The organism is Rhodobacteraceae bacterium IMCC1335 (assembly GCA_039640495.1).
Lineage (GTDB): Bacteria > Pseudomonadota > Alphaproteobacteria > Rhodobacterales > Rhodobacteraceae > Thalassovivens.
Genome location: CP046864.1, coordinates 763,274 through 779,370, shown reverse-complemented (window position 1 = coordinate 779,370; position 16,097 = coordinate 763,274). Strand labels below are relative to the sequence as shown.

Annotated in this window: 17 protein-coding genes and 1 pseudogene; 16 read left to right on the top strand and 2 right to left on the bottom strand. The window is 51.1% G+C overall.

Annotated elements, in window-relative coordinates; genetic code table 11:
• Nucleotides 1–71: 71 nt before the first annotated feature.
• The 13 genes from trpS (at nucleotide 72) to GN241_03730 (ending at nucleotide 11,320) form a co-directional block, all read left to right on the top strand.
• On the top strand, nucleotides 72–1,112 hold the full coding sequence (gene trpS / locus GN241_03790; GenBank protein ID XAT56556.1) for a tryptophan--tRNA ligase: 1,041 nt from the start codon (nucleotides 72–74) through the stop codon (nucleotides 1,110–1,112).
• A 164-nt stretch (nucleotides 1,113–1,276) separates the two neighbouring features.
• Nucleotides 1,277–2,143: a branched-chain amino acid aminotransferase gene (locus tag GN241_03785; GenBank protein XAT56555.1), complete on the top strand. Its 867-nt coding sequence runs from the start codon at nucleotides 1,277–1,279 to the stop codon at nucleotides 2,141–2,143.
• Between the two features lie 92 nt (nucleotides 2,144–2,235).
• Entirely contained in the window at nucleotides 2,236–2,691 is a 456-nt protein-coding gene (locus GN241_03780; protein ID XAT56554.1) for a universal stress protein, read from the top strand.
• A 235-nt stretch (nucleotides 2,692–2,926) separates the two neighbouring features.
• The gene (locus tag GN241_03775; protein ID XAT56553.1) at nucleotides 2,927–3,064 is read left to right on the top strand and encodes a hypothetical protein; all 138 of its coding nucleotides are present in this window, start codon (nucleotides 2,927–2,929) and stop codon (nucleotides 3,062–3,064) included.
• Nucleotides 3,065–3,163: 99 nt separating this feature from the next.
• Entirely contained in the window at nucleotides 3,164–3,724 is a 561-nt protein-coding gene (locus tag GN241_03770; protein ID XAT56552.1) for a NifU family protein, read from the top strand.
• The gene (tsaB, locus tag GN241_03765; protein XAT56551.1) at nucleotides 3,717–4,325 is read left to right on the top strand and encodes a tRNA (adenosine(37)-N6)-threonylcarbamoyltransferase complex dimerization subunit type 1 TsaB; all 609 of its coding nucleotides are present in this window, start codon (nucleotides 3,717–3,719) and stop codon (nucleotides 4,323–4,325) included. Before GN241_03770 ends, tsaB begins: the two co-directional genes overlap by 8 nt.
• A 14-nt stretch (nucleotides 4,326–4,339) precedes the next feature.
• Nucleotides 4,340–4,771, top strand: coding sequence for a GNAT family N-acetyltransferase (locus GN241_03760; protein XAT56550.1), 432 nt, complete (start codon nucleotides 4,340–4,342; stop codon nucleotides 4,769–4,771).
• Between the two features lie 147 nt (nucleotides 4,772–4,918).
• On the top strand, nucleotides 4,919–5,914 hold the full coding sequence (locus GN241_03755; protein XAT56549.1) for a BMP family ABC transporter substrate-binding protein: 996 nt from the start codon (nucleotides 4,919–4,921) through the stop codon (nucleotides 5,912–5,914).
• 1 nt (nucleotide 5,915) lies between these two features.
• Nucleotides 5,916–7,478, top strand: coding sequence for an ATP-binding cassette domain-containing protein (locus GN241_03750; protein XAT56548.1), 1,563 nt, complete (start codon nucleotides 5,916–5,918; stop codon nucleotides 7,476–7,478).
• Nucleotides 7,478–8,581: an ABC transporter permease gene (locus tag GN241_03745; GenBank protein XAT59167.1), complete on the top strand. Its 1,104-nt coding sequence runs from the start codon at nucleotides 7,478–7,480 to the stop codon at nucleotides 8,579–8,581. The genes GN241_03750 and GN241_03745 overlap by 1 nt, the downstream gene beginning before the upstream one ends.
• Nucleotides 8,574–9,548, top strand: coding sequence for an ABC transporter permease (locus GN241_03740; protein XAT56547.1), 975 nt, complete (start codon nucleotides 8,574–8,576; stop codon nucleotides 9,546–9,548). The genes GN241_03745 and GN241_03740 overlap by 8 nt, the downstream gene beginning before the upstream one ends.
• 87 nt (nucleotides 9,549–9,635) lie before the next feature.
• A complete protein-coding gene (locus tag GN241_03735) occupies nucleotides 9,636–10,556 on the top strand; it encodes a TSUP family transporter (GenBank protein XAT56546.1) in 921 nt (306 codons plus the stop codon).
• Complete coding sequence (locus tag GN241_03730; protein ID XAT56545.1) at nucleotides 10,556–11,320, top strand: hypothetical protein; 765 nt, start codon at nucleotides 10,556–10,558, stop codon at nucleotides 11,318–11,320. Before GN241_03735 ends, GN241_03730 begins: the two co-directional genes overlap by 1 nt.
• Before the next feature lie 5 nt (nucleotides 11,321–11,325).
• On the opposite strand, the gene GN241_03725 is transcribed toward GN241_03730, so the two are convergent.
• A complete protein-coding gene (locus GN241_03725) occupies nucleotides 11,326–12,093 on the bottom strand; it encodes an SDR family NAD(P)-dependent oxidoreductase (GenBank protein ID XAT56544.1) in 768 nt (255 codons plus the stop codon).
• A 152-nt stretch (nucleotides 12,094–12,245) separates the two neighbouring features.
• On the opposite strand from GN241_03725, the gene GN241_03720 reads away from it, so the two are divergent.
• Complete coding sequence (locus GN241_03720; protein ID XAT56543.1) at nucleotides 12,246–12,695, top strand: acyl-CoA thioesterase; 450 nt, start codon at nucleotides 12,246–12,248, stop codon at nucleotides 12,693–12,695.
• Nucleotides 12,696–13,157: 462 nt separating this feature from the next.
• Here GN241_03720 and GN241_03715 read toward each other — a convergent pair whose 3' ends face one another.
• Nucleotides 13,158–14,792 (bottom strand): choline dehydrogenase, encoded by a 1,635-nt coding sequence (locus GN241_03715; GenBank protein ID XAT56542.1) that lies wholly within the window; start codon nucleotides 14,790–14,792, stop codon nucleotides 13,158–13,160.
• A 114-nt stretch (nucleotides 14,793–14,906) separates the two neighbouring features.
• Here GN241_03715 and GN241_03710 point away from each other — a divergent pair.
• Nucleotides 14,907–15,580, top strand: a pseudogene (locus GN241_03710) (aquaporin family protein).
• Complete coding sequence (locus GN241_03705; protein ID XAT56541.1) at nucleotides 15,537–15,998, top strand: methyltransferase domain-containing protein; 462 nt, start codon at nucleotides 15,537–15,539, stop codon at nucleotides 15,996–15,998. Before GN241_03710 ends, GN241_03705 begins: the two are co-directional and overlap by 44 nt.
• The last annotated feature ends 99 nt before the right edge of the window (nucleotides 15,999–16,097 follow it).

Here is a 16,097-nt window from a genome sequence, read left to right as displayed (position 1 = left end):
TTCCCTTTGCTTGACGGGCCTTGAAGCTGCCGTTAATCGACACGCAGTAGATTGCCCTTTGGAGAACATTTATGTCGGATGCCGCTCAAACACCATCCCCAAGCCCATTTGAAAAGCGCGTTTTTTCAGGTGTTCAGCCATCGGGCGGATTAACGCTTGGCAATTATTTGGGCGCCGTGAAGCGTTTTGTCCATATGCAAAGCCCTCACCATGCATCTTTATATTGCATGGTGGATCTACACGCGGTGACCGTCTGGCAAGATCCGGCCAACTTGCGCAAAAACACCCGCGAATTGGCAGCGTTTTTTATTGCCGCTGGGCTAAAACCGGAGCAGTCAATTTTATTCAATCAATCCGCGGTTCCTGAACATGCCCAATTGGGTTGGATTTTCAATTGTATCGCCCGCATGGGGTGGATGAAGCGGATGACCCAATTCAAGGACAAAGCTGGAAAAAATGCTGAGAATGCATCGCTTGGTTTATTTGGATATCCCGCATTGATGGCCGCAGATATTTTACTATATCACGCAACCCATGTGCCCGTGGGCGATGATCAAAAGCAACATCTTGAATTAACCAGAGATATTGCAACCAAGTTCAACCATGATTTCGGGGTGGATTTTTTTCCAATTACCGAGCCGGTGATCGGGGGGCCTGCAGCCCGTGTGATGAGCCTACGCGACGGATCAAAGAAAATGTCAAAATCAGACCCTTCCGATCTGAGCCGCATAAATATGAGCGATGATGCAGACAGCATTGCCCAGAAATTCCGCAAAGCCAAAACCGACCCCGATGCCCTACCTTCCGAAGAAGCCGGATTGGAAAATCGCCCCGAAGCGCGCAATTTGGTGGCGATCTATGCCGCGTTGGAAGATCAATCCCTTGACGAGGTTCTAAATGACATTGGTGGCAAACAATTTTCCGAGTTCAAACCAATGCTGATTGACCGCGCGGTCGCCACGCTTTCACCAATCTCGGCTGAAATGAACCGGTTGATGCAAGAACCGGACGAGATCGACCGCGTCTTGGCCGATGGGGCCGAGCGGGCTCGAAAAATTGCTCAGCCCATTTTGAACCAAACCTACGATATTATGGGTTTGCTGCGCAGTTAAGCCCTGCCGCCTGCGCTTACGGAGCAAGCAGTCTCATAAACCTCTTAGTCTTGCTAAGGCCGCGCGAATAGGGTCGGGCAGGCTCTTGCATGCGAACCCGTCTTTTGTCAGGGTGCAACACAGAATGCCTCGTCCTGAGCCGGGGTATCCAAAAGGAGACCTCAATGGCGACGGGCAGCAACATCAAAACCTATTTCAACGGCCAATGGCATGATGACGATATTGCCGTGATGAAAGCCGCCGACCATGGGGCTTGGTTGGGCTCAGGCGTCTTTGATGGGGCACGCTATTTTAACGGTGTTGCGCCTGATTTGGAGGCGCATTGTGCGCGGGTAAACGCTTCGGCAAAGGCCTTAATGCTCACTCCAACATATAGCGTTTCTGAGATGAAAGCCCTGATCTGGGAAGGGCTTTCGCGCTACGCGACATCCGCCGCGGTTTATATTCGCCCGATGTATTGGGGCATCGATGGGGATCTGACGGCCATCGTTCCAAACGCTGAAACCACAGGGTTTGCCATTTCGCTTGAAGAAATTCCCTTTGCAGCCCCCAAAACCAGCGCAACCTTGGGCCGTACGCAATTTCGTAGGCCAATTTTAGAAAGCGCCGTGGTAAATGCAAAAGCCGGCTGTCTCTATCCCAATAATGCGCGCATGCTGGTAGAAGCGCGCTGCAAAGGATTCAGCAATGCGTTGGTTGCAGATGCTATGGGCAATGTAGCAGAAACCGCCACGGCAAATATTTTCATGGCGCGCGATGGCGAGGTATTTACCCCCGCGCCAAATGGCACGTTCTTAGCCGGTATCACGCGCGCACGCCACATCAAGCATTTAAAAGATATGGGCATTCCTATTCATGAAACCGTTTTGAGTTTTGATGATTTTTATGCCGCTGATGAAGTTTTTATGACCGGAAATATGCAAAAAATCACACCCGTCACAGCGATTGAAGAAACGCATTTTCAAATCGGCCCGATTGCCAGGCAGCTTAAAGAGGCTTATTGGGACTGGGCCGCATCAACCTCGGCCTAAGCGCCTTTGCGCAACAAACAGCAGGCTGCTGAAATCAACCTTGCGTTGGGTGACGCCATCGCGCATCATATACAGCTGAGGAGATCACATAGATGCGTAAGTTTTTGGTAATACTCGACGACAGTCAAGAATGTCTGAACGCAATGCGTTTCGCGGCAATGCGCGCTGCACGAACCGGTGGCGGCGTTGAAGTGCTGGCCGTGATCCCACCTGAAGAATTCAACCATTGGATCGGCGTCAGCGATATCATGCGCAGCGAAGCGCGCGAACGCATTGAGGTGCATTTTGAAGTCTTCGCCAAATGGATGCGCGATCGTCAGGGGATAGATCCTGAATTGGTGATACGTGAAGGTGAACCAATTCAAGAGATTTTGGCGCAGGTTAAAGATGATCCTGAAATTGGCGTGTTGGTTCTGGGGGCAGGCACGGATAAAAAAGGCCCCGGCCCGCTTGTAAGTCAACTGACCAAAAACGCCGGCTCTCTGCCCGTTCCAATAACCATTGTGCCGGGAGATTTATCCAAAGAGCGACTCGAAGCAATTACCTAAAGCCATACCGCGCCTAACCATCGCGCTCGTTGCAATTTTGCGTCCTGGTCGTCATTCAGACATCGTTTATATTTCAAAACCCTACTGTTTAAGCTGGTTCAAGGCGTGCTTTTAGCCCCTCTAAAGATTGCATGTTATTAAACCGCACCGCGCTTATGGTTACACTCTGCTGCTTTGGGTAGCCTCTACGCGTCAACAAAAAACACAAATCAACCGGCAAGGCGGCAAGCGCTTGATGTTGGTCGAACAAACGGATGATTTGATCGGCCCCTATGCGCTCATCCGCAACGCCACGGTTGATTTACCAAAGCTGCTTAGACCCGACACCAACGAAAAAACTGTGAAGTTTAAAGATATCTTTGGCACTGTCTAAATATTTACAGACCCATTATGAAATTAAATTAGAACGATTCTAAACATTGACGAACACGGGGGCTCTCCATATAAAGAGCGCAGAAGAGAGGCGTTCAAAATGTTTATCCAAACCGAATCCACCCCCAATCCTGCAACATTAAAATTCTTGCCTGGGCAAACCGTCTTAGAAGCGGGGACAGCTGATTTTCCCAGCAATGAGGGCGCCGAAAAATCGCCTTTGGTGCAGCGTATTTTTGCGGTAGACGGCGTAACAGGCGTTTTTTTGGGGCGTGATTTCATCACTATCACCAAAGAGGATGCGGTGAATTGGGATCACGTAAAGCCGGCTTTGCTGGGCGCAATCATGGAGCATTTTCAATCAGGTGATGCGGTGATGACGGATGAAGGGCTAGGCTCGGGCCATGCTGAGCATAGCGGAGAAGATGAAGTTATTGTAGGACAGATCAAAGAATTGCTGGACAGTCGCGTTCGCCCTGCTGTGGCGCAAGATGGCGGTGACATCACATTTTACGGATTTGAACGTGGGATTGTGTATTTGCAAATGCAAGGCGCTTGCGCGGGTTGCCCATCCTCAACCATGACGTTGAAAATGGGAATCGAAAATCTGCTCCGCCATTATATTCCCGAAGTCACTGAAGTGCGCCCTGTCGGTGGCTGATCAAACGGTTCTCGCTTTTGATACATCGGCCGCGCATTGCGCGGCCGCTTTGCTTTGCAATGGCGCAATCCTGGGCAGCACGTTTGAAGCAATGCAAAAAGGCCAAGCCGAAGCTTTGGTTCCACTTATCCAAACCCTTTTGGCCGAAACGCAAACCAGCTTACACAAAATTGGCCGGATTGGCGTCGGCCTTGGGCCTGGTAATTTTACCGGCATCCGTATTTCCATCAGCCTTGCTCGAGGGCTGGGCCTGTCTTTGGATTGCCCTGTGATCGGCGTCGACAGCTTCGAGGCCAGCATAGAGGGAAAAACCAAGGAAACCCTGATCGCGATACCCGCCACCCGAGATCAGTTTTATACGCGCAGCAGCGCAAATTTACAGGCCACCCCTCAAATGAGCGATGCGCCAACGCTGGCCACGAGCCCGATCCCAGTGCTCTATCGGCCAAAGCCGGATCTACTGGTCGCAAACATGGCCCGCATTGCCGCCCGAAGAGATGTAAAAACTGTAATGCCCCCTGCCCCTTTATACGTAAAACCGGCAGATGCAGCGCTGCGCCGCGATCCTGGACCAAAGATCCTGCATCCAAACGCATCCTGAATTTGACGGGCCAAATGCAACAGAATACCATCTTTCAGCCCGCAGATATGGCCAAACTTCACGCGCAATCAGGGCTTGACCAACGCCCTTGGACGGCGCAGGAATTCGCCCAGCTATGCGCTGCAGAAAATTCCCTACTGATCGAACAGGACTTTGGTTTTGCGCTGGGACGGGTAATACACACCGAGGTCGAATTGCTGCTGCTCATCGTATCACAAGCGCAGCGAAAGCAAGGATTGGGAAAAACCTATTTGCAGCTTTTTGAAGAAGCCGCGCGCCAGCGCGGTGTCAAAATCTGTTTTTTGGAAGTTGGCGCCGAAAACAAGGCAGCGCGCGCATTATATCAAAAAAGCGGTTACGTAGAGCAAGGCCTGCGCAAAGCCTATTACCACAAATTGAATGGCAGCCGCGAAGATGCTTTGGTTCTGGCGAAAACTTGGGCCTAGCGCATTTTATCATTGGTTTTATATCGGTTTGCATAAAAATCGGTTGACCCTAGCAAAGAGTTTCGTCCTTAATGATGGATGATCTTAGAGTAAGGCAACGCATTCCGCTTTTCCTATGGACACAAAACGCAAGATGGGGAGACATCCATGAAGATTATACAGAAATTTTTAGGCGCAACCGCAGCGCTTGCATTAACAGCTGGCGCAGCATTGGCAGATCCTGCGCTGATTTATGACTTGGGCGGTAAATTCGACAAGTCTTTCAACGAAGCTGCGCATAATGGCGCTGAAAAATGGAAAGCCGAAACCGGCGGCAATTATCTTGATATCGAATTGCAATCAGAAGCCCAGCGCGAGCAAGCGCTGCGCCGCTTTGCCGAATCTGGCGCCAACCCAATCGTTGTTACAGGGTTTGCCTTTTCATCGGTGCTTGCCGAAGTCGCCCCCGATTATCCAGATACAAAGTTCGGTATCATTGATGGCTGGGCACCCGCGGATAATGTTTTGAATATCGGCTTTTCCGAACATGAGGGCTCATTCCTTGTTGGCATGATCGCCGGCATGAAATCCGGCTCAGGCGTAGTTGGATTTATTGGCGGAATGGATATTCCTTTGATCCGCCGCTTTGGCTGTGGATATGCACAAGGTGTTGCGCATGCAAATGCCAATGCAAAGGTGGTTGCCAATATGACCGGAACAACCCCATCCGCGTGGAACGATCCGGTCAAGGGCTCTGAACTGACCAAAGCGCAAATCTCGCAGGGCGCGGATATTGTTTACGCTGCGGCGGGCGGAACCGGTGTTGGGGTTCTGCAAACCGCCGCCGATGAAGGTATTTTATCTATCGGTGTTGATAGCAACCAAAACTACCTGCATCCGGGCAAAGTGCTCACCTCGATGATGAAGCGCGTTGACGTGGCCGTTTATAATGCATTTTCAGATGGCGCTGATATGCAAAGCGGCGCGATCGGGCTGAACTTGGCCAATGAAGGCGTTGGCTATGCAATGGATGAGCATAACGCCGATCTGGTAAGTGCGGATATGGTTGCAGCGGTTGAAGCGGCCAAAGCCAGCATTATCTCAGGCGATCTGGCCGTGCATGATTACATGTCTGATAACTCATGCCCGGTTTTAAACTTCTAAAATGACCGAAAATGGCACAACGGGGCGGCAGGTTTCTGCCGCCCCAGCTATTGAGCTGGTCGGAATTTCCAAATCATTCGGGCCGGTTCAAGCAAATAAAAATATTTCAATTCGGGTGATGCCTGGAACCATCCATGGAATTATTGGTGAAAATGGCGCGGGAAAATCCACGCTTATGTCAATTCTTTATGGGTTTTATAAGGCTGATAAAGGCGACGTGCTCATCGCTGGAAACAAGATGCAAATCCCCGACAGCCAAGCCGCAATAGCCGCGGGTATCGGAATGGTGTTTCAGCACTTCAAACTGGTGCCAAATTTTTCAGTTTTGGAAAATATTATCCTTGGCGCGGAAGATGGCGCGATGTTGCGCCCCTCGCTGGTCAAGGCCCGCGAAAGCCTGCTCTCTTTGGCCCGCGATTACGAGATGAACGTTGATCCGGATGCCATCGTTGAAGAGCTTTCGGTGGGGCATCAACAGCGCGTTGAAATCCTGAAAGCCTTATACCGCCAGGCCAATATTTTGATCTTGGACGAGCCGACCGGCGTGTTAACACCATCGGAAGCCGATCAGCTTTTCCGCATTTTAAAACGCCTGCGCGACGAAGGCAAAACGATCATCCTGATCACCCATAAATTGCGCGAGATTATGGAGATCACAGATACGGTTTCGGTGATGCGCCGCGGCGAAATGACCGCAACGGTTAAAACAGCCGATACCAATCCCGAAAAGCTGGCCGAGCTAATGGTCGGGCGCAAGGTTTTGCTGCGCATTGATAAATCCGCAGCAAAGCCGGGCAAAGAGATGTTGCACGTTAAAGACCTGCAGGTCACAGATGAGGCCGGTGTGTTGCGCCTGAAAGGCGTCAGCTTTAATATCAGAGCCGGAGAAATTCTTGGAATTGCCGGGGTGGCCGGTAACGGCCAATCAGAACTTTTAGAGGTTTTGGGCGGCTATCGTACAGCGCAAGGACAGATATTAGTCAATGGCGCGCCCATTGATATCAGTGGTCAGAATGCTGATGGTCAAAGCCGGCGTAAATATGGCATTGCCCATGTGCCAGAAGATCGGCAGCGCGAAGGGCTGATTATGGATTTCGCCGCTTGGGAAAATATCGCCTTTGGCTATCATACCGATAAAAAATACCAATCGGGTGTTTTTATGAACAATGCGGCGATCAAGCAAGATGCCAGCGAAAAGATGCAGCGCTTTGACGTGCGGCCGCCCAATCATAATTTAACGGCAAAAAGCTTCAGCGGCGGCAATCAGCAAAAATTGGTTTTGGCGCGCGAAATCGAGCGGGACCCAGATATTTTATTGGTTGGTCAGCCCACACGGGGTGTGGATATCGGCGCGATCGAGTTCATTCACCAACAAATCATGACGCTGCGCGAGCGCGGCAAAGCGATTTTACTGGTTTCTGTCGAGTTGGAAGAGATCATGTCATTGTCGGATCGGATTGCGGTAATGTTTGACGGGCAGATCATGGGCGAGCGCCTTCCAAGCGAGACCAATGAAAAAGAATTGGGGCTTTTAATGGCCGGCATTACCGAAGAGGTGGCATGATGGAAAAAATGCCAGCTTGGGCTGATGTGGTATTGGTTCCGTTGATTTCGTTGCTCTTGGCAGCGACGATTTCTGCCTTGGTGATCATGGGGATTGGAGAAGACCCGGTGGCGGCGGTGAAAATGATGGTATCGGGCGCGCTTGGCTCCACCTATGGCTGGGGCTACACCTTATATTACGCCACAAATTTCATGTTTACTGGCCTGGCGGTCTCCGTGGCGTTTCACGCCAAAATGTTCAATATTGGCGGCGAAGGCCAAGCTATGATCGGAGGCTTGGGTGTGGCGTTGATGGCCTTATTTATTCCTTGGCCACATTGGTCATTGGCGCTGATATTCTGCACCATAGGCGGGGCTGTGTTTGGTGCGTTATGGGCCTTGATACCGGCAATTTTGCAAGCCAAACGCGGCAGCCATATCGTAATCACGACGATAATGTTTAATTTCATGGCTGCGGCTTTGCTTAATTATCTTTTGGTCAGTATTTTGCGCCCTGTTAAGTCGATGGATCCAGCAACAGCCTCGTTTCCAGAGCCGACGCATTTGCCAACCTTGCACGATATACTGATGCCGCTGGGCGTAGAATTTTCCAAATCCGCGCCAGCTAATATTAGCTTGCTGCTGGCCCTTGCCGCGGCGGTTTTTGTTTGGGTGCTGATTTGGCGCACCCGCTTGGGCTACGCGCTCAGAGCGTTTGGTCATTCGGATACGGCCGCGCAATATGCGGGCATAAACCCGGTTAAAATCACCATTCTAGCGATGCTTATCTCCGGGGGGTTGGCCGGTATGATGGCGGTAAACACCACATTAGGTGAAGCCGAAAGATTGGTTTTAAACGCCACCGAAGGCGCGGGCTTTATCGGCATCGCGGTCGCTTTGATGGGGCGCAGCCATCCTTTCGGGGTGGTGCTCGCCTCAATCTTATTTGGGTTCTTATATCAAGGCGGTGCTGAATTGGCGCTTTGGACATCGATCCCGCGCGAGTTAATCGTGGTGATACAAGCCTTGGTTATCTTATTCACTGGTGCGCTGGATAATATGGTGCGGATGCCGATTGAGCGGATTTTTATCGCCTTGCGCGGGTCAGGAGACCGGAATGGTTGATGTCTTAAATGATCTGCTCACAGTGCTGGATTCCACCTTACGGCTGGCAACCCCATTGCTTTTGGCCTGTTTGGCGGGGTTATTTTCAGAACGCGCTGGCATTTTTGACATTGGATTAGAAGGTAAAATGCTCGCAGCTGCCTTTTTCTCGGCCGCGGTTGCCGCATTAACCGGCTCAGTTTGGATCGGCTTGGCCAGCGGCATCGCGGCCTCATTGGCGTTATCCGCAGTGCATGGTCTGGCCTCGATTACGTTTCGGGGTAATCAACTCATCTCGGGGGTTGCTATTAATTTTCTGGCCGCTGGAATGACCGTGCTGATCGCGCAAAGCCTGTTCCAACAAGGCGGGCGGACGCCTTCGCTTTCTGGTCAGGCGCGGTTTAACCCGGTGCATCTGCCCTTTGCCGAGCATATAGAAAAGGTGCCGTTGCTCGGGCCTATCTATGCCGAGCTTTTTTCTGGCCACACAATTTTGGTCTATGCAGCTTTGGCCATGGTGCCCTTGACCTGGTGGCTTTTATACCGCACCCGGTTTGGCTTGCGCTTGCGCGCCGTTGGGGAAGCGCCCGAAGCCGTTGACACGGCGGGCGTTTCGGTCATTCGCCTGCGCTTTACAGCGGTTGTAATTTGCGGCGTTCTATGCGGCATTGCGGGGGCGTATCTGTCCACCGGGCTGCAAGCGGGTTTCGTAAAAGATATGACCGCAGGGCGCGGATATATTGCTTTGGCTGCATTGATTTTTGCCAAATGGCGGCCATGGTACGCGCTTATATCTTGCCTGCTATTCGGGTTTTTACAGGCCCTCGCCTTACGTCCTGACCTGATCGAGAAATATCTATTCTTCAAAGTGCAAATTCAGTTGCTGGATGCGCTGCCCTATATCCTTACAGTGATCATTCTGGCCGGGTTTGTTGGCAAAGCAATTCCACCGCGGGCAGGCGGCGAGCCTTATGTAAAGGAAAGATAGATCCAGTTTTGAGCTTTTCTTAAGGCCTAAGCTGCTAAAGTCGCAACGGATGTTGCAATTGCAGCAGAGAGTGGTTTAGGAGGGCACATGTTGATTTACCTTCCTATCGCTGAAGTTTCTGTAAACGCCTTTTTGCTGCTCGGACTCGGGGGACTGGTGGGCGTGCTGTCTGGCATGTTTGGCGTCGGGGGGGGCTTTTTGATGACGCCTCTGCTGTTTTTTATTGGTATCCCGCCGGCGGTTGCCGTGGCGACGGAAGCCAACCAAATTGTTGCCTCATCATTTTCTGGTGTTTTGGCGCATTTAAGGCGTAAAACCGTCGATTTTAAAATGGGTACGGTCTTGATGCTGGGGGGGCTTTTGGGAGCCGCAATCGGGATTGTGTTGTTTAACCATTTGAAAAGCCTTGGCCAAGTTGATTTATTGGTAAAACTTTGCTATGTGGTGTTTCTTGGCATTATTGGCGGGCTGATGTTTTTCGAAAGTCTGCGCGCCATCCGCAGAACGTCGCACAATGTGGCACCCCCTAAAAAATCACGCCAGCGCGGCTGGGTGCAAAAACTGCCCCTCAAGATACGTTTTCGCACGTCTGGCCTTTATATTTCGATTATCCCGCCCCTGATCGTGGGTGTGTTTGTCGGCATATTAGCCGCAATAATGGGTGTTGGCGGTGGGTTTATCATGGTACCCGCTATGATTTATATTTTGGGCATGCCCACAAAAGTGGTGGTCGGGACCTCGCTCTATCAAATCATTTTTGTCACCGCTTTCACCACATTGTTGCACGCAACAACAAACTACACCGTCGATGTCGCACTGGCCGTTTTGCTTTTGGTAGGCGGCGTGATTGGCGCTCAAATTGGAACCCAAATCGGGACCCGCTTGAAAGCCGAGCAGTTGCGCATTTTATTGGCCATTATGGTGCTGATGGTCTGCGGCAAGCTGGCCTTAGATCTGCTGATCCAGCCCAGCGAGCTGTATTCCATTGGATCGGCAGGGGGTCACTGATGCGCCTGTTCGTTTGTTCCGCCCTGATCATGCTTCTAACCAGCCCCTTTGTTCTTGCAGAGAAGGTTGTTTTGGGTATGAGCCAAGATGAGGTGGCCATCACGGCCACGTTCGATGGCTCAAATATTTTGGTTTTTGGCGCAATTCAGCGCGATGCGCCAATCCCTGAAACACCCATTGACGTGATCGTAACCATCTCGGGGCCCAGCGAACCTTTGGATGTGCGGCGCAAAGCCAAGCGTTTTGGGATTTGGGTCAATACCGATACAGTGCAAGTGGATGCGGCGCCCAGCTTTTATGCAATCGCGACAAGCGCGCCTTTGAGCGATATTTTATCCGAGACAGAGGACCAGCGGCATAAAGTGTCGATCAACCGCGCCATCCGCTCCGTAGGCGCACCAATGAATATTCTGGATGCACAAAGCTTTACAGATGCCGTGATCCGCATTCGAGAGGCAAACGGCCTCTACACATTGCAGGAAGGCTCTGTGTCAATAGATCAACAAACCTTGTTTCGGACCTCAATCAATATGCCCGCCAACCTCACCGAAGGCGATTATAGCACGCGCATTTTTATCACGCGCGATGGCGCTGTTGTGGATCAATTATCCACCAAGATTGACGTGCGCAAAGTGGGTTTGGAACAGTTTTTATTCTCGCTGTCGCGCGAGCAACCCCTGCTATACGGGCTGATGTCCTTGGCGATTGCGATTTTCGCAGGATGGGCGGCCTCGGCGGTGTTTCAAGTGATTAGAAACCGCTAGACGGTTTAGCGAGGCGCCATTCTGATTGCGCCATCAAGGCGGATCACCTCACCATTCAACATGTCATTCTCAACAATGTGGCCAACAAGGTTGGCGTATTCTTCCGGTGCGCCCAAACGCGAGGGAAACGGCACTTGTTGACCTAAAGACTCTTGAACCTCTTCTGGTAAGCCCTGTAACAAAGGGGTCAGAAAGAGGCCTGGCGCAATGGTGCAAACGCGGATTCCGCTGGCCGCAAGGTCACGGGCCATGGGCAAGGTCATCCCCACAATACCGCCTTTAGACGCCGCATAGGCAACTTGCCCGATTTGCCCGTCATACGCGGCCACCGAAGCGGTATTGATGATAACGCCGCGACCTCCATCAGCAGTGACAGGCACCGTTTTTGCCATCAGAGCAGCGGCCTGCGATGCGCAATTGAACGAGCCGGTCAAATTTACCCCGATCACCTTTGCAAACAAAGCTGGATCATGCGCCACGCCGCGCGAAACAGTTTTCGCCGCGGGGCCAATTCCGGCGCAATTTACCAGAATATGCAAGCCGCCCGCGCGCGCCTCCAGCGCGGTCATGGCCCCCGCCACCTGCGCCGCATCTGATACATCCACCCGCTGGAACTGACCAGAAACCTCTGCGGCGGCGGCCTCGCCCTGCGCCGCATCCATGTCAAAAATTGTGACCTGCGCACCGGCCTTCGCCAAAGCCCGCGCCGACGCCGCGCCCAGGCCAGACGCGCCCCCTGTCACCACAGCGATTGTCTTGTTGTTTATCTGCATAAAAATATCTTCAAGCTTTGTGACTGAAGCAGAGTAATGCGCTTCGCGCGATAAGGTCAATATTGCAAAGTTAACGCCGCGTTTGCTGCTCTTTTCTTCTGGCTCAATCTGCGCCAGACTGCGCCTTAGTCAGCACAACCGACGAGATGAAAATGCCGCGTACACCCCCTGCAGCTCGAAGCGCCTATCCAGCTTTTTACCAACTTCCCACGCGCTGGATGGATAATGATCAATATGGCCATATGAATAATGTGATCCATTATTCCTTAATCGACACGGCTGTAACACATTGGCAGCTTGAACAAGCGGTGTTTGATATGTCAGGGGCAAAAACGCGCTTCTTGGTCGTAGAAAGCGGATGCATCTATCACGATGAGGCTGGATTTCCCGATCTTATCCATGCGGGCATTCGTGTGGGTCATATCGGCACCTCTTCTTGGCGTTATGAGGTGGGTTTGTTTCGAAATCAGCAGCAAACCGCCTTTGCTGAAGGTTTTTTTGCGCAGGTGCAAGTGGGCTCCGAAAGCGGCGCTCCACTGCCTCTTGATCCTGAATTCCGCCGCTGTTTGGAAACGCTCCGCCCTGCGCAAAAGCCGCTTTAACCCGATCTATTAGATATGACAGCCTGCGAAAATGCTCTGGCATCCAGATGAAACCCTCTATTAACATTAATGCCAAACCCTAGAGCAATTTCATTATATGCTGGTGAGCCTTTACATCGCATACCCACACCCGGCATCGTGCATGAGAAAAAGAAGCAAATGACAAAAATCTTGAAATACAATCCAAAGGCAACGCTCCGGAAAGCCGCCTAGCCTGGCTCCAAAAGCGAAACAGTGCAGCAACCCGCCTTAGGAAAATCCAAATATAGTCTAGCCGCTGATCCCCAAGACTTGCTATTTCTTACCGAAGTTAAGCCGTGCTTAAACCCAGAGGCGCTGGCGGCCACATGAGTGTAATATGGTCGCGCCAAAGCGGCTGTGTTAAGCCGTTCAACACCCGACATGTTACTGGTAACCAGAACAAGTTATAAAGGTCTCTACCTGACAGAAAAGCGGGTTCTTTTAAACGCTATACTGCAAATCCAAAGGCTCTAAGGGCTTTCTTTTCAAAATAAAATCTGCCGCACGTGCCGCCATCATTTGCACTGGCGCATTCAGATTTGCGCTTACAATCCGCGGCATGGCGGATGCGTCGATCACGCGAAGCCCCCTAATCCCATGCACTTGAAACTGGCTATCCGTGACCGCCCGATCATCACCCCCCATCGGACAAGTGCAGCTTGGATGATAGGCCGTTTCAATTGAACCCCGCAACATATCGGTAATCTCTTGATCGGTTTGAAATTGGTCGCCGGGCTTCATTTCAGCGCCCCGAAACCCGTCAAAGGCGGATTGAAACACAAGCTCTCTGGCCTTTTTTACCGCATCAACCATTTCGATAAGATCATGCGGATGGTGCATATACCGAAAGGCAATGATCGGCGAGCGGTGAATATCAGCCCTGTCTAAACGCACAGAGCCGGTACTTTTAGGGCGCATCTGATCAACATTTAAGGAAAAAGCTTGCTCAACGTTTATTTTTCCATCCAAGACCGTAAAGCCAAGCGGCCCAAAATGATATTGAAGATTTGCATGGCTAACCCCGGGGCGCGAGCGGATCAAACCGCCCGCCTCCCAAATATTTGAAGCGGCCATACCGCGGCGCGTTAAGAGCCAAGCGAGGCCGTGTTTAAGTTTACTGGAAACCCTGCCTATATCGTGAAACGGCAACCGCTTTTTTGAGGCAAATTGCAGCCTAATTTTCGCGTGATCCTGCAGGTTTTTTCCCACCCCAGGCAAGTGTAATCGAAGCGGAATATCACAATCTTTCAAATGCGCCGCAGGGCCAATTCCAGATTTCATCAACAAGGCGGGTGAATTGATTGAGCCTGCGCATAACAACACTTCTTGGCCTGCAAAAGCTGTAATCGTTTCCCCTGAATGGGTAAATACCACCCCTTGAGCTTTGCCATTATTGAGAATGATATTCCGGCTTTCGGCCATCGTGATCAGCGTTAAATTGGCGCGTCCAAGCGCCGGCCGCAGATGGGCAGTTGCTGAGCTGCATCGTTTGCCATCCAAAATGGTACAATCTAGCCGTGCCAAACCTTCCGGATTAACGCCATTCAGATCATCCGATCGCCCCTGCCCTGATTGCGTTCCGGCCTCTAAAAATGCATCAAACAAAGGATCAGAAGAACAGGCTTGTTTTACGGCAAGTCTACCTGCATTGCCGCGCCATGGATTGCGCGCAGATTTATAATTTTCTCCCTGAATAAAATAAGGCAAACATTTATCGAACCGCCACTCAGGAAGGTCAAAATCTTCCGCCCATCCATCATAGTCAAAACGATGCCCCCGCATATAGACCATCGAATTTATAGAAGAGGAGCCGCCGACAACGCGCCCGCGCGGCGTGAAGATAGAGCGCCCATGCAAAGCGTTTTCATTTGCGCTAAAGTAATTCCAATTCAGCGAACGCTCTCGGAACACGCGATAAACGCCTGCGGGCATATGAATGAATAGGTTTTTATCCAGCGGGCCGGCCTCAAGCAGTAAAACCCGACAGCTGGAATCAGCGCTCAATTCATTGGCAAGAACGCAGCCTGCGGATCCCGCTCCTAGAATAATAAAATCAAATTCTAACTTTTTGTTCATGATGTCTTTCACAAAAGTATTACATTGCTGCGTCTATCTAAGCTTACTCAGAAAAGTGATTTCAAACACGAGGAATCTGTTATGCCAGGCGCGAAGGTTCAAACGGAGGCAAAGATGACATTAGCAAGACGGCTTGCGGCAGAAGGGTTAGGAACGCTTTCGCTTCTGACAACTGTGATCGGATCGGGTATTATGGCGGAGCGTCTGGCGGATGGAAATTTGGGCTTGCCTTATTGGGAAACACCATTCCCACAGGGGCGATCCTCGTGGTTTTGATCACTGTTTTTGGGCCTATTTCAGGCGCACAATTCAACCCCGCGGTTACGCTTTGCTTTTGTTTGCGCGGTGAGATGAAAAGGCAAGAGGCGTTATTTTACATATGCGCCCAGCTCGTTGGCGGAATTTTAGGTGTTTTTGCCGCGCATATGATGTTTGATCATCCCTTGATTGACCCCTCTACAACCACGCGCAGCGGGCTTGGCCAATGGATCGGTGAATTCATCGCCACTTTCGGCTTGATTGGCACAATCCTCATTTGCGTAACGCTCCGCCCCGCTACACTTGCCATGACGGTCGGGCTTTATATCACCGCTGCCTATTGGTTTACCTCCTCGACATCCTTTGCAAACCCTGCGGTGACCATAGCAAGGGGATTTTCGGATAGCTTTGCCGGAATTGCACCCTCTGACATACCAGCGTTCATTGCAGCCCAATTGATCGCCGCCGTCTTGGCGACGTTGTTTTTTGCTTGGCTGTTGCGCGGGTCAGAGACGCCAACTAGCCAGTGACCAAACAGACATCATCGAAGGCGTGGACCTATCAAAATCGATGGTTGAGCAAGCTGAACGAAAAAATATCTATGATAGGCTGATTATTTCAGACATTAATGCGTATTTAGCAAAAACCAGCTTGGATTTTGACTGTATCATGGTAGCGGATGTGTTCATTTATCTTGGTGATTTAAGCGAAACTTTCGAGCTGATAAAAGCCGGCAAAAAGCGGCCGGGCAAGCTTGCTTTTTCAACAGAGCATCTTGAAACGGGATCGTTTAAACTTGAACGATCGGGACGTTACGCGCATTCAAAACATTATATAATCTCGCTTTGCAGTCAATTTGGCTTCGAGCTGTCGCATTTCTCCACCATAAAGCTAAGAAAAGACAAAGCTGCCTTCCTCACTGGCGGGCTATATATACTTGATTTCTAACGTGGAGCGGGTGAAGGAACTCCGTTTGGCCAGCCAAGACAATTTCAGCGAATGTATTTAAAGTTGAGGCCCAGTTGATATTTTCTATAACTGCCCCTA